The organism is Bartonella sp. HY328, from assembly GCF_025449335.1.
Taxonomy (GTDB): domain Bacteria; phylum Pseudomonadota; class Alphaproteobacteria; order Rhizobiales; family Rhizobiaceae; genus HY038.
In genome coordinates this window covers 1,962,213-1,975,263 of sequence record NZ_CP104883.1, presented here as the reverse complement: position 1 = coordinate 1,975,263, position 13,051 = coordinate 1,962,213, and the positions used below count along the sequence as shown (strand labels likewise).

Sequence of the window (13,051 nt, the reverse complement as noted above, 5' to 3'; positions counted from 1 at the left end):
CGATGACAGCCGCTGATTTTCGGGCCAAGACGCTCGACCAGCTTAATCAAGAATTGGCTTCGCTTAAGAAAGAGCAGTTCAATCTGCGTTTTCAAAAAGCTGTAGGCCAGTTGGAAAAGACCGCGCGCGTGAAAGAGGTTCGCCGTGACATCGCGCGTATTAAAACAATTGCCCGCCAGAAGGCGGCCGATAGCAAGGCATAAGGAATAGATCATGCCGAAACGCATTCTGCAGGGCGTTGTCGTTAGCGACAAGAGCGACAAGACTATTGTAGTCAAGGTCGAACGCCGTTATTCTCATCCGCTTCTTCAAAAGACTATTCGTCAGTCTAAGAAGTATAAAGCGCATGATGAAAACAATCAGTACAAAATTGGTGATTTTGTTTCAATTCAAGAATCAGCGCCAATTTCAAAAGATAAATGTTGGGTCGTTGTTAACAACAGCGCAACAAAATAATTAGCGCATTTATTGTGTAAAGTGTAAAAAAGGGTGCGTTATACGCAACCTTTTTTCGCTTATTCATGAAAATGTTTAAATCGTGGTTTGACAGGCTAGTCAGGATGCTGTATGGCGTCCGGGACTACAACATAAAAGAAGGCGGCCAGTCATGATTCAGATGCAAACAAACCTCGACGTTGCGGACAATTCCGGTGCCCGTCGTGTCATGTGCATCAAGGTGCTGGGCGGTTCGAAGCGGAGATATGCTTCTGTGGGCGACATTATTGTCGTTTCTATTAAGGAAGCTATTCCGCGCGGCCGCGTTAAAAAAGGTGACGTGATGAAGGCAGTAGTGGTTCGTACCGCTAAGGATATTCGTCGCGCCGATGGCAGTGTTATTCGTTTCGATAAAAATGCTGCTGTTATCATTGATAACAAAAAAGAGCCAATCGGTACGCGTATTTTCGGACCGGTTCCACGCGAACTTCGCGCGAAGAACCATATGAAAATCATTTCGCTTGCTCCCGAAGTGCTTTAAGGAGCGGTACAAATGCAAAAAATTCGTAAAGGGGATAAAGTCGTAGTTTTGACTGGGAAAGATAAAGGTCAAAGTGGCGAAGTTATCAAGGTAAGCCCTAAAGAAAATACGGCGCTTGTTCGCGGTATTAATATGGTGAAGCGTCATCAGCGTCAGACGCAGACTCAGGAAGCCGGTATTGTTTCTAAGGAAGCGCCGATTAATTTGTCTAATATCGCTATTGCTGATCCAAGTGACGGTAAGCCTACTCGTGTTGGTTTCCGTGTGGAAGCTGATGGTCGTAAGGTCCGTGTTGCTAAGCGTTCTGGAGATCTGATCGATGGCTGATACAAAAATTGAACCGCGCTTGAAAAAGCAATATCGTGAAGAGATCCGTAAGGAGCTTCTCGAAAAATTCAAATATGCAAATGAAATGCAGATTCCACGCATAGACAAGGTTGTCTTGAATATGGGTGTAGGTGAAGCTACAGGCGATTCAAAGAAGCCTGGTATTGCTGCTGAAGATCTAACTCTCATTGCTGGTCAGCGCGCTGTTGTTACGCGTGCTCGCAATTCTATCGCGACCTTTAAGGTTCGTGAAGATATGCCTTTAGGTGCAAAGGTTACTTTGCGTAAAGATCGCATGTTTGAATTCCTAGATCGTCTTGTGACTATTGCATTGCCGCGCGTTCGCGACTTTCGTGGTCTCAACCCGAAAAGCTTTGATGGTCGTGGCAACTTCGCTATGGGTATCAAGGAGCACATTGTGTTCCCAGAGATCAACTATGATAAAGTAGATCAAATTTGGGGCATGGATATTATCGTTTGTACGACGGCTAATACGGATGATGAAGCACGTGAATTATTACGCGCATTCAACTTCCCATTCCGGTCGTAACGGCAAGCGTAGCGAGGTATAGAAATGGCCAAAGTTAGTGCCGTAGAAAAAAATAAGCGTCGTCAGAAGATGGCTAAGCAATATGCTGATCGTCGTGCAAAGCTTAAAGCTGTTGTTATGGATCAGTCTGTTTCGCTTGATGAGCGTTTTAAAGCCACCATTCAGCTTGCAGAGCTTCCACGTAATTCAGCGAAAGTTCGTGTTCGCAATCGTTGTGAAGTGACAGGTCGTCCACGCGCTTATTATCGTAAATTGCAAATGTCACGTATCGCATTGCGTGAACTTGGCTCACTTGGTTTAGTGCCAGGTATTGTCAAGTCTAGCTGGTAAGAAGGAGATAAGATATGTCTGTATCAGATCCTCTCGGTGATATGTTGACACGCATTCGCAATGCGATCGGCCGCCGTAAAACGAAAGTTGTAACTCCTGCTTCAAGGCTTCGCGCTCGCGTTCTTGATGTTCTTCAGTCAGAAGGTTACATTCGTGGTTATACCCAAAGTGATTTTGATAACGGTAAATCTGAAATCGAAATCGAATTGAAGTATTACGAAGGTATGCCGGTGATTCGTGAGATTTCACGCGTATCAAGACCGGGTCGCCGCGTTTATGTTTCGGTTAAGTCTATTCCTCATGTGGCTAACGGATTGGGTATTAATATCCTTTCAACGCCAAAAGGTGTGATGGCCGATCATGAAGCTCGTGAACAGAATGTAGGTGGAGAGCTTCTTTGCCGCATCTTCTGATGTGGTATTAGCTTTAACCCAGGAAAGACAGGTTGAACAATGTCTCGTATTGGAAAAAAACCCGTTCAGGTTCCTGCAGGTGTAACCGCGACGGTCGAAGGACAAGTTGTTAAGGCAAAAGGCGCTAAAGGCGAATTATCATTTGTTGTTAACGACGAAGTTCTAGTTAAGCTTGAAGATAATGCTTTAACTGTAACACCGCGTGATGCGTCCAAGGATGCCCGATCAAAATGGGGTATGTCCCGCACAATGCTTGTAAATATCTTGCAGGGTGTTAAGGACGGCTTCGAAAAGAAGCTAGAAATAAATGGTGTTGGTTATCGTGCTGCTATGCAGGGCAAAAACCTTCAGCTTTCTCTCGGCTTCAGCCATGAAGTTGTTTATGAAGTGCCAGCCGATATTACGGTTAGCGTTCCTAAGCCAACGGAAATTGTTGTTGTTGGTATTGATAAACAAAAGGTTGGACAAGTTGCTGCTGAGATCCGCGAATATCGCGGTCCAGAACCTTATAAAGGTAAAGGCATCAAATATGCTGGTGAGCGTATCGTCCGTAAAGAAGGCAAGAAGAAATAAGGAATCTGCGTTATGGCTTCGCGTAAAGAAGTTCTACAGCGTCGTGCTTATCGCATTCGCCGTCAGATTAAATTGGTCGCTAATGGCCGCTTACGGTTGAGTGTGCATCGCTCGAATCAGAATATTTATGCGCAGATCATTGATGATGTGCGCGGACATACAGTTGTTGCGGCATCTACACTTGATGGTGATCTAAAAAACACTATCAAAGGTGGTGCAGATTGCAGTGCAGCCAGTGCAGTAGGCAAATTAATTGCTGAACGTGCTGCAAAAGCTGGTGTTAAGGAAGTTGTCTTTGATCGTGGTGCTTATATTTATCATGGTCGTATTAAGGCTCTTGCTGAAGCTGCCCGTGAAGGCGGTTTAAGCTTCTAATATTTTGAGGCGCCTTGCTTTTTGCTAGGCGCCTTAGATTTGTTCATATTGTTAGCTTGTTGGGGTTTCCCAATTTTAGAGCTTGCAGTGTGCATTTAGTGCCTTGTCAAATTACAAGGTTTGTATAGTGCTTCCGGAAAAGAAAAAGGAATTAGGAATGGCACAGAAAGAACGTAATCGCGAAGAACGTGATAGCGAGTTTGTTGATAAGCTCGTTCACATTAATCGTGTTGCTAAAGTTGTTAAAGGTGGTCGTCGTTTTGGTTTTGCCGCGCTTGTTGTTGTTGGCGATCAAAAGGGCCGCGTAGGCTTTGGCCATGGTAAAGCTCGCGAAGTACCTGAAGCAATTCGTAAAGCAACTGAAGCTGCAAAGCGTGAAATGATTTTTGTTCCACTTCGCTCAGGTCGTACCCTTCATCACGATGTTGAAGGTCGTCATGGTGCAGGTAAAGTATTGTTGCGTAGTGCATCAGCTGGTACTGGTATCATTGCAGGTGGTCCAATGCGTGCAGTGTTTGAAACACTTGGCATGCAAGACGTTGTTGCTAAGTCGCTTGGTTCTTCAAACCCATACAACATGGTTCGTGCAACATTTGATGCTTTGAAGCGCCAGATGCATCCTAAGGATGTAGCTGCGCAGCGCGGCGTTAAATATTCGACTTTGCAAGCGCGTCGCCAAAGTCTTGTTGGTACAGAAGAATAATAGCCTTACGGCTTGATAAAAAGGAATAGTACAATGGCTGAGAAAAAATCTCAGAACGGCAAGATGGTAACGGTTGAACAAACTGGTAGCCCAATCCGCCGTCCGGCTGAACAACGTGCAACGTTGATCGGTCTTGGTCTTAATAAAATGCACCGTCGTCGTACATTGCAGGATACCCCAGCAGTACGTGGCATGATTGCCAAGGTTCAACATCTCGTCCGCGTTGTGGATGAGGCTTGATAACAAGGGCAGGAGAGAGTTATGAAACTTAATGAATTACGCGACGTAGATGGCGCGACTAAAGCCCGCAAGCGCCTTGGCCGTGGTATCGGTTCTGGTTCTGGTAAAACAGCTGGACGCGGTGTTAAAGGTCAAAAATCCCGCTCAGGTGTAGCGATCAATGGTTTTGAAGGCGGTCAAATGCCTATTTACCGTCGTTTGCCAAAGCGCGGTTTTAATAATATTTTTGCAAAAGACTTCAATGTTGTTTCACTTGGTCGTGTTCAAACTGCAATTGATGCAGGTAAACTTGATGGCAAACAAGCTGTTACTGTAGAAGCTTTGAAAGCTGCTGGCGTTCTTCGTCGCGTTAAAGACGGTGTTCGTCTTGTTGCTGATGGTGAATTGACTGGCAAAGTTTCTTTTGAAATTGCTGGCGCTTCTAAAGCCGCAGTTGAAAAGGTTGAAAAAGCTGGTGGTTCGGTTAAAGTATTGACTAAAGAAGCTGCTGAATAAGATTGTTTCAAATTTAGGTATGTGATTAAGCCGGGTGGAATTTCCATCCGGCTTTTTTAGTTCTTATAATAGGGGCACGCAATTTTAAATAGTTGCAATTTCTAATAATTAAATAAATGCATCTAAATTTCGTAAATTGGTTATTATGCCATAGTCGCTCTGTAAGTCGTCAGCGATTTAAATATCATTGTTCAGACGGAAATTTGCAAATTGGTTGCTGGGGCTTACATGAAGGTGATTAAGTATTTTTGTATTTTTGTTTGTCATGGGTGAACGCAGTTTACTCAATAAATGCTTTCGCGGCGCTCGGTAATGAAGCAGGCGGACTGACTCTTGTTAACGCCGAAGATATTGAGGTAATATTGCAAGATTTTTATGTATCTGTTGGGTTAGTAAAATGCACCTATATATTTAAAAATGTAGGGAAGAGTGACATTTTAACTGAAGTTAAACTTACACTGCCAGAAGTAAATTTATTTCCCGGAGTTGAGTATTCAAAACCACGTGATTTTCTTTTTTTTAATAATGATGTCGAAATCTATCCATCGTTTACGAGGATTAAATTGAATGGAAGTGGTGGGACTGTATTGACGGAAAACATAGTTGCATTGAGTAAATAGCTTTTTTCTGGTCACATAGACTTAGAGTTGATAAAGAAGTAAAGATTGCTTTACAATATATGCCGGGCACAGGATTGGATTTTGGCGGAATTGACAATATAGAATATGATAATGAATACTGTATTAAAGATGAATTTTTGCCCGCTTTAAAAAAACGTTATACTGATGGATATACATTTTGGTACGATGAATATTTGGAGTTTTCTCCAGCGGATAGTCTAGGAAAAATTGGTAGTTTTCGTTTAGTAGTTGATAAGGGAAAAGCGGATAATTTAGTCAGTTTTTGCGGTGACAATAAAAAAAATTTCACCAACCCAATTTGAAATGCGAAAAACCAACTTTATGCCACCCAAAGCTATTATGATTCGTTGGTCAACACGATTTTTAAAGCAATAAAATTTCAAAAATAACTCATAGTTAGCTTAAAATGATAAAGCATCTTAGTTGGACATCTCTAGTTGTGATAAAAGTGGTTTATGAGGTAGTATTGATAATTTATTGCCGTCTCAAATTTCGGCTAAAAATCCTTTTACAAGACATTAAATATAACAATAAACGCCAAAGTGCATAGTGCAATCAATGATAGAAATGCCGCAAAAATAACACGCGCACCAGAACGGGCGAGGGCACGAATATCTACACCAAGGCCTAAGGCAGCCATGGAAATATTAGTTAAGATGACCGTCGTCATATTAATCGGTGTGAGGGCAAAAGTTGGGATAAAGTCGAGTGAACGGATAAGTGCAAGTACAATAAAGCCAATAATAAACCAAGGAACCATACGCGACAAAGGTGTCTTTTGGGCTTGGCTGCTACCCTTAATAAGGCTAATGATAAAAATAACGGGTCCAAGCATGAGTACGCGAATGAGCTTTACAATTGTACCTGTTTGGACAGAGATGGCGGAAATTGGTGCAGTTGCTGCTAACACTTGTGGTACAGCATAAACAGTCATGCCAGCAAAAATACCATATTGATGATCACTAAAGCCCAAAATAGGGACAAGTAAAGGTAAGCATAACACGGCGAGAACACCAAGCACAGCAGTAAAGGCAATGGATGGAGCTATTTCATCACTTTTGGCACCAATAACTGGGGCTACTGCTGCAATAGCCGAGTTACCACATATGGAATTACCACAGGCAAGTAGAAGTGATATGGTGGACGACAAGCGAAGTGCGCGAGCGATGCAATAGGATATGCAAATGGAAAGGAAGACCACGACAGCAACGCTTAACAATACTTGTAAGCCGCTTTGCATGATAATGGTTGTAGAAATCGATGCGCCTAAGAGCATAACTGCCAGCTCAAGCAAAAAATGAGCCGAAAAGCCAATGCCTTCATCAAAACGCTTAAAGGCGGGAAATTGCGCAGAATTAAAAATACTGCGACATAGAACACCTAGGATAATTGCCAATACCAGCGCTTCAGGAAAATAATGGCCAAAAAATAATTGTCCAACCGCTTGGAGGCCAAAACTTGCCGCAGAGATAACGCAGCATAAGGCGATGCCGGGGAAAAAGCGGAATATAAGGTCTGTGGGTGAATTTCTCATAATAGATACTACTTTTAAATTTTTTTTTATTAATCCCTATCAATAAGCAAAATTATTATTTAGTCTATTTTAAAAAATATTATGATTTGTTAAATTTAATTGAACGGTTGTCATGATAACACTAGAGCAATTACGGATTTTTGTGGCGGTTGCCGAGCGAGAGCATCTAACGCAAGCGGCTAATGCTTTGCGTTTAACACCTTCCGCTTTATCAACATCTATTCATAATTTGGAAAATAATTTCAATTTGGCGCTGTTTTATCGGGTAGGGCGGCAAATTAAATTGTCTGAAGTTGGTAAGGTATTTTTGGAGGAGGCGCGCTCCACCTTACAACGTGCTGCGATGACTGAACGTCTATTAGAAGAATTGTCGGGCCTAAGTCGTGGTAGTTTAATACTCTATGCAAGCCAGACAATTGCCAATTATTGGTTGCCGCCACTCTTGTCCGCTTTTAATGACGAATACCCAGCTGTTACAATTGATCTTACTATCGTCAATAGTGACAAAGTTGCTCGTGCGGTCCAAGAAGGTATTTGTGATATTGGATTTATTGAAACCAATTTACACTTGACTAGCGTGCAGCGCGATCACATTATGGATGATCAATTATTGGTTGTGACATCACCGCGTCTTGCTAGTGAAATAAGTATTAAATTTGATAAGAAGACTAAGGATATCAATTATCAGCTTTATAAATTAAGCTGGATTATGCGCGAAGAAGGATCGGGTACAAGAAGCAGCTTTTATCATGCTATTGAAACAGCGGGATTAGATGCTGACCAAATTAAGGTTAAATTTACTTTGCCATCTAATGAGGCAGTGCTTAGTGCTGTTTTATCCGGTAACTATGCAGCGCCTTTATCACAATTTGTAGTACAGCATTATATTAAAGCCAATATGTTAGCAGTATTGCCTTTCAAGTTGGAAAAACGCCCGTTTTCCTTGTTGCGCAATAAAGCTCGTTATCAAAGTCCAGCAATGTTAAAATTTCTAGAAAATATTTCATCCATGAAGTATAGCTAAATACATCGTAAAACAAAATTTAATCCAATAGAAATTGTTCCTAATGTATCAAAAATTTAATGATTTAATCACAATTTTTAGCAATACGCGTTGGGCGAGTGATTATTGGTCAGATGTGGTTGTTGTTGAAGCTGAGGAAATATTGAGCCAATTTAGTGAAAATGATTGGGAAGTATTACAAAAAAATCTCAGCTTAAAACCTCTGTTCTGGCAACAAAGACTTGTCGAATGTTTAGGTTATCAGCAAAATTCACATGAATTACAGGTCATTTTACAGTTGCTTGTAGGTACTGACGATGATCTCTCCATTGCGTGTATTGATGCATTAAGATCTATAGATGTTACTAATTTGGATGTTTGCGTCAAAGACAAATTAATAGCAAAAATACACGCACTTTCAAGGATAAGTAGTTTGCCTGTAAAATTAATTTTGGCTGACTTTAGCGCAAAATTATATCATGCTAAGTAACGTTTATGTGTGGTCTTTCGAGCGAAGCTTTCAACATTAAGGAAACAGGTAATAAAATGACAGATTATGCTGATGAAGATGTACAAAAGTTCTTTGATGATGACATGCTGCTTGATGTGGAAGTGATCGCTCATCTTAATTATAAATCGCGCATATCCATAATGCCATTGGACAAGCCCACATTGTCTTATTATCTTAAATTAAGCGGTGCGGAGAAAATTCGTGAGGTTATTGGCTTCGTTTCCAAAAAAGGAAGTCAAAATTTTCCAATTGATAGCATAGATGATTATGACGAGGTATTTGGTGATCTGGTTTATCAAAATGCACTGTTTAAATATCAAGGTGTTTCCCTATATATTTGGAAACAAGATGAAAATAAGTTTTATGTCGTTTTTGGCGATGCCCAAATTATTGATGGAATTGATAATCATTATGTACGTAATGATGATTTTATGGAAATTTTAAATGGGGATGTCGGCTTGTCACTTAATGGGCGCAACTATATGCTTGATGCCTTACGCAAATATGGATGATTTATTTTGTCGCAAACAAATACTTAAAGCCATAATTATTGTTGTAAAATAAAATGTTATATAAAGTATTTAAAGCTGCATGGTTGCAATAAATAACATGCAGCTTTGTGTTATTTAATACCAGCCAACGGCAACTTGTGCTTCTTCAGACATGCGGTCAGGTGACCATGGCGGATCAAATGTCATCGTGACTTCCACAAAAGGAATACCTTCAACCGCACTAACTGCGTTTTCAACCCATCCAGGCATTTCGCCGGCAACAGGGCAGCCCGGAGCGGTCAATGTCATTTCGATTTTAACCGAACGATCATCTTCAATATCAATACGATAAATAAGACCAAGCTCATAAATATCGGCAGGAATCTCAGGGTCATAAACTGTTTTCAATGCTGCGATAATATCATCTGTCAGCCGATCCAACTCCTCAGCAGGAATAGCTGATACTGCAGCTTCTGGTGCTGCCTCCACGTTGATAGCAGTGGTGTCTGTCTTTTGTTCTTCAATATTTTCGGTCATCTGAAAAAAGTCCTCGCTTTTTCAAGAGCGTTAGCCAATTGGTCAATTTCTTCTTTAGTGTTATACATAGCAAGTGACGCGCGGCAGGTGGATGTAACATCAAAACGAGTTAATAATGGCTGTGCACAATGGGTGCCAGCGCGTAACGCAACACCTTGGCGATCTGCAAACATTGAAATATCATGGGCATGAATGCCCTGCATTTCAAATGAAATAATACCACCCTTATTGGGCGCATTGCCAATAATGCGCAATCCATCAATTTCATTTAGACGTTCATGGGCATAAAGGGTTAGCCTATGCTCATATTCCATAATTGCTTTGCGGCCAATGTTTTGCACATAGTCAAGTGCAACGCCAAGGCCGATTGCTTGCACAATCGGCGGTGTCCCTGCTTCAAAACGATGGGGAGGATGGTTGTAGGAAATGTAATCTTCCCGTACTTCCTCAATCATTTCACCGCCACCTTGAAATGGTCGCATCTTTTCTAAAATAGATTTTTTGCCGTAAAGCGCACCTATGCCGGATGGTCCATACAATTTATGACCGGTAATAACATAAAAATCGCAATCCAAGGCTTGCACATCAACATTTAAATGCACTGCGCCTTGTGCGCCATCAATGAGCACAGGAATATTGTGCTGATGGGCTAGATCAATGATTTTTTTAACAGGTGGAACAGTACCCAAAACATTGGACATATGAGTAAGAGCTACAAATTTTGTTCTTGGTGATAACGCCTTTTCAAAACTTTCAAAGTGTAAAATACCGTCGTCATCTACGGGAAGAAAAACTAGCTTTACACCTTGTCTTTCACGCAAAAAATGCCAAGGAACAATATTTGAATGATGTTCCATCACGCTAATGATAATTTCATCACCTTCATTTAGGTTAGGCATTGCATAACCATAGGCTACAGTATTAATTGCCTCCGTAGCATTTTTAGTAAAAATAATTTCATCGCTTGATGCGGCATTAAGATAGCTCCGAACGCTTTCTCGTGCTTGCTCATAAAGGTCTGTTGCTGCATTAGATAGAAAATGCAAACCGCGATGCACATTAGCATAAGAGCTACTATAGGCATTGGTGATAGCGTCAATGACGCATTGTGGTTTTTGCGCAGATGCACCATTATCAAGATAGGCAAGGGGCTTATTATAAACCTCGAGCGAGAGGATAGGAAAATCCTTGCGAATAGAATTAACGTCAAAAATCTCGCTTGCTTTTTCCAAGGTCATTATAAGTCCCTTACTTTATATTTTACATTATAAGTGATTGATAAGCCATTGATCAATTGTTAGTTTTAATGCGTCTTCAAGCGGTTCGTCCTCAAGCTCTTCAATTAATTCTTGAACAAAAGCTTTAACTAATAATCCTCTGGCTATTGACGCAGGTACACCACGTGCCATTAAATAAAACAGATGGTCGTGGTTAATCTCGGTAACAGTTGCTCCATGGCCGCAAGCAACGTCATCAGCAAAAATTTCTAACTCTGGTTTTGCGTCAAATTCTGCTTGATCGGAAAGAATAAGGCTATTGCACGCCATGCGAGCATCGGTCTTTTGCGCTTCACGCGAAACGCGGATCATACCTTGGAAAACACCACGTGCTTTATCCATTGCAACATTGCGTACAATTTCAGTTGAAGTGGTATTTTCAACCAAATGGCGAACGGTCATTGTTGTGTCGGTGTGGCTTTGTCCGTTAAGCAAATTAAGACCGCGTAATTGGAAGTCCGAGCCTTCACCGCAAAGATCAACATTGATTTCTTGGCGTAATAGTTTAACGCCAGCATTGATAATATAGAGTTTCAATTTGGCGTTATTTTGTAAAACAGCATTAAACTGATTAAACTCAATGGCTTGTTGGTTACGCTCGCGAATAATGATCCAAAGTACTTCAGCATCATCCTCAACCGCTAAGCGATTAATCGCGCTAGAAAAGCTTGCGCTATCATCGCCTAGTTGACGCTCAATAATGATTGCCTTTTTACCCGCTGCCACACTTACTGGCGAGGTTGTATGGGATTGACCATTCGTAACAATGTTTTGAAGCTCGATAATACTAATATCGTCGTCATTATTACTAATATTAATTGACCAACCATCACTTACATAAGCGGTGTTGATTTGGCTAATCACATCATCGCTAGCAAAGTGCTTTGGTAAGGAAATGGTTCCTGATGAAAGCTCTTTAGCCACGGGTTTAGCATTTGTTAGTGCATCACTATTTATGCTTTTACCATTCATCAATGGCAAAACTGTACTGCCTGCCAAAATTGGCTCCAGCGCAGCCGTTTTACCATCACTTGCAAAGGCCTCATCTTTTGCAAAGTCAGGGATATCACGTAATAGGGTGCGTAAATCCGTATAATGCCAAGCTTCGATTTTACGTGACGGCAAGCCTTTTTCGGCAAAGGTTTCAAGTGCTTTTTGGCGTAACAAAACATTGCCAACATCGCCAGGAAGTTGGGCGGCAACGGTCTCTAACCCTTCAATAAGGGCTTTTTCAGCTGACGTATATTCAGCCTTTGTCATGATAGACATAAACAAGCTCCCTTATGCGCCTTCGCCAATGATTTCAGCATAGCCATTATTTTCAAGATATAGTGCCAATGATTTATCACCACTTTTAATGATGCGGCCTTTATAAAGAACATGGACGGTATCTGGAACAATGTAATCAAGAAGACGCTGGTAATGGGTAATAACAAGGAATGAGCGATCTGGGCCTCGCAATTTATTCACGCCATCGGCAACGATTTTCAAAGCATCAATATCAAGGCCGCTGTCAGTTTCATCCAAAACGCAAAGCTTTGGTTCCAATAAATCCATTTGAAGAATTTCCGCACGCTTCTTTTCACCGCCGGAAAAGCCAACATTTAATGGACGCTTTAGCATAGCCATGTCCATTTGCAAATCGGCTGCCGCATCCTTGACGCGTTTAAGAAATTCAGGGATTTTTAATTCTGGTTCACCGCGCGCACGTCGCTGTGCATTCATTGCCACTTTTAAAAATTCCATGGTTGCAACGCCTGGTATTTCCATAGGATATTGGAATGCAAGAAATACACCAAGAGCTGCGCGCTCTGCAGGATCAAGTTCTAAAATATTTTCACCATTATAAATAATCTCACCTTCTGTGACTTCATAATCGTCACGCCCAGCAAGAATATAAGAAAGGGTTGATTTACCTGAACCATTTGGCCCCATAATTGCGGCAACTTCACCATCGTGAACTGTAAGGTCTAACCCACGAATAATTTCTGTACCACTTTCTGCAATACGGGCATGAAGATTCTTAATTTCTAACATATTTTTAATCCTTCATACGGCGGCGCTAACATAAAGCT

22 protein-coding genes are annotated in these 13,051 nt (G+C 41.4%); 17 read left to right on the top strand and 5 right to left on the bottom strand.

Annotation, left to right across the window (positions count from 1 at the left end; genetic code table 11):
• Positions 1-2 precede the first annotated feature (2 nt).
• From rpmC to N5852_RS08320, 14 genes are all read left to right on the top strand, one after another.
• Positions 3-203, top strand: coding sequence for a 50S ribosomal protein L29 (rpmC, locus tag N5852_RS08380; protein ID WP_182419524.1), 201 nt, complete (start codon positions 3-5; stop codon positions 201-203).
• A 10-nt stretch (positions 204-213) separates the two neighbouring features.
• Positions 214-456 (top strand): 30S ribosomal protein S17, encoded by a 243-nt coding sequence (gene rpsQ / locus N5852_RS08375; protein WP_262097374.1) that lies wholly within the window; start codon positions 214-216, stop codon positions 454-456.
• Between the two features lie 151 nt (positions 457-607).
• Complete coding sequence (gene rplN, locus N5852_RS08370; protein ID WP_182419522.1) at positions 608-976, top strand: 50S ribosomal protein L14; 369 nt, start codon at positions 608-610, stop codon at positions 974-976.
• A gap of 12 nt (positions 977-988) precedes the next feature.
• Positions 989-1,303, top strand: coding sequence for a 50S ribosomal protein L24 (gene rplX / locus N5852_RS08365; RefSeq protein WP_182419521.1), 315 nt, complete (start codon positions 989-991; stop codon positions 1,301-1,303).
• Positions 1,296-1,853, top strand: a complete 558-nt coding sequence (gene rplE, locus N5852_RS08360) for a 50S ribosomal protein L5 (protein ID WP_182419520.1) — start codon at positions 1,296-1,298, stop codon at positions 1,851-1,853. The genes rplX and rplE overlap by 8 nt, the downstream gene beginning before the upstream one ends.
• A gap of 24 nt (positions 1,854-1,877) precedes the next feature.
• The gene (rpsN, locus tag N5852_RS08355) at positions 1,878-2,183 is read left to right on the top strand and encodes a 30S ribosomal protein S14 (protein ID WP_182419519.1); all 306 of its coding nucleotides are present in this window, start codon (positions 1,878-1,880) and stop codon (positions 2,181-2,183) included.
• A 14-nt stretch (positions 2,184-2,197) separates the two neighbouring features.
• On the top strand, positions 2,198-2,596 hold the full coding sequence (gene rpsH / locus N5852_RS08350; protein ID WP_182419518.1) for a 30S ribosomal protein S8: 399 nt from the start codon (positions 2,198-2,200) through the stop codon (positions 2,594-2,596).
• Between the two features lie 39 nt (positions 2,597-2,635).
• A complete protein-coding gene (gene rplF, locus N5852_RS08345) occupies positions 2,636-3,169 on the top strand; it encodes a 50S ribosomal protein L6 (RefSeq protein WP_262097373.1) in 534 nt (177 codons plus the stop codon).
• A gap of 12 nt (positions 3,170-3,181) precedes the next feature.
• The gene (gene rplR / locus N5852_RS08340) at positions 3,182-3,544 is read left to right on the top strand and encodes a 50S ribosomal protein L18 (protein ID WP_262097372.1); all 363 of its coding nucleotides are present in this window, start codon (positions 3,182-3,184) and stop codon (positions 3,542-3,544) included.
• A 157-nt stretch (positions 3,545-3,701) separates the two neighbouring features.
• A complete protein-coding gene (rpsE, locus tag N5852_RS08335; protein WP_182419515.1) occupies positions 3,702-4,247 on the top strand; it encodes a 30S ribosomal protein S5 in 546 nt (181 codons plus the stop codon).
• A gap of 33 nt (positions 4,248-4,280) precedes the next feature.
• Positions 4,281-4,487, top strand: a complete 207-nt coding sequence (gene rpmD / locus N5852_RS08330) for a 50S ribosomal protein L30 (RefSeq protein ID WP_262099730.1) — start codon at positions 4,281-4,283, stop codon at positions 4,485-4,487.
• A gap of 21 nt (positions 4,488-4,508) precedes the next feature.
• Positions 4,509-4,982 (top strand): 50S ribosomal protein L15, encoded by a 474-nt coding sequence (gene rplO, locus N5852_RS08325; protein WP_262097371.1) that lies wholly within the window; start codon positions 4,509-4,511, stop codon positions 4,980-4,982.
• Between the two features lie 269 nt (positions 4,983-5,251).
• The gene (locus N5852_RS14740) at positions 5,252-5,602 is read left to right on the top strand and encodes a DUF4424 family protein (protein ID WP_410004257.1); all 351 of its coding nucleotides are present in this window, start codon (positions 5,252-5,254) and stop codon (positions 5,600-5,602) included.
• Positions 5,599-5,925, top strand: coding sequence for a DUF4424 family protein (locus N5852_RS08320; protein ID WP_410004256.1), 327 nt, complete (start codon positions 5,599-5,601; stop codon positions 5,923-5,925). Before N5852_RS14740 ends, N5852_RS08320 begins: the two co-directional genes overlap by 4 nt.
• 206 nt (positions 5,926-6,131) lie before the next feature.
• Here the strand turns inward: N5852_RS08320 and N5852_RS08315 are convergent, their stop codons facing one another.
• Positions 6,132-7,157 (bottom strand): YeiH family protein, encoded by a 1,026-nt coding sequence (locus N5852_RS08315; RefSeq protein ID WP_262097369.1) that lies wholly within the window; start codon positions 7,155-7,157, stop codon positions 6,132-6,134.
• A gap of 112 nt (positions 7,158-7,269) precedes the next feature.
• Between N5852_RS08315 and N5852_RS08310 the strand changes: the two genes are divergently transcribed.
• Genes N5852_RS08310 through N5852_RS08300 form a run of 3 tightly spaced genes read left to right on the top strand, consistent with a single transcriptional unit; the run spans position 7,270 to position 9,183 of the window.
• A complete protein-coding gene (locus N5852_RS08310; protein WP_262097368.1) occupies positions 7,270-8,181 on the top strand; it encodes a LysR substrate-binding domain-containing protein in 912 nt (303 codons plus the stop codon).
• 43 nt (positions 8,182-8,224) lie between these two features.
• Entirely contained in the window at positions 8,225-8,650 is a 426-nt protein-coding gene (locus N5852_RS08305; protein ID WP_262097367.1) for a hypothetical protein, read from the top strand.
• 56 nt (positions 8,651-8,706) lie between these two features.
• A complete protein-coding gene (locus N5852_RS08300) occupies positions 8,707-9,183 on the top strand; it encodes a hypothetical protein (RefSeq protein ID WP_262097366.1) in 477 nt (158 codons plus the stop codon).
• Between the two features lie 114 nt (positions 9,184-9,297).
• On the opposite strand, the gene N5852_RS08295 is transcribed toward N5852_RS08300, so the two are convergent.
• Genes N5852_RS08295 through sufC form a run of 4 tightly spaced genes read right to left on the bottom strand, consistent with a single transcriptional unit; the run spans position 9,298 to position 13,013 of the window.
• A complete protein-coding gene (locus tag N5852_RS08295; RefSeq protein ID WP_262097365.1) occupies positions 9,298-9,699 on the bottom strand; it encodes an SUF system Fe-S cluster assembly protein in 402 nt (133 codons plus the stop codon).
• A complete protein-coding gene (locus N5852_RS08290) occupies positions 9,696-10,937 on the bottom strand; it encodes a cysteine desulfurase (protein ID WP_410004206.1) in 1,242 nt (413 codons plus the stop codon). The genes N5852_RS08295 and N5852_RS08290 overlap by 4 nt, the downstream gene beginning before the upstream one ends.
• A gap of 27 nt (positions 10,938-10,964) precedes the next feature.
• Complete coding sequence (gene sufD, locus N5852_RS08285) at positions 10,965-12,245, bottom strand: Fe-S cluster assembly protein SufD (RefSeq protein WP_262097364.1); 1,281 nt, start codon at positions 12,243-12,245, stop codon at positions 10,965-10,967.
• A gap of 12 nt (positions 12,246-12,257) precedes the next feature.
• Positions 12,258-13,013 carry a Fe-S cluster assembly ATPase SufC gene (gene sufC, locus N5852_RS08280; RefSeq protein WP_262097363.1) on the bottom strand — a complete coding sequence of 252 codons (756 nt, stop codon included), beginning with the start codon at positions 13,011-13,013 and terminating at the stop codon, positions 12,258-12,260.
• Positions 13,014-13,051: the final 38 nt, after the last annotated feature.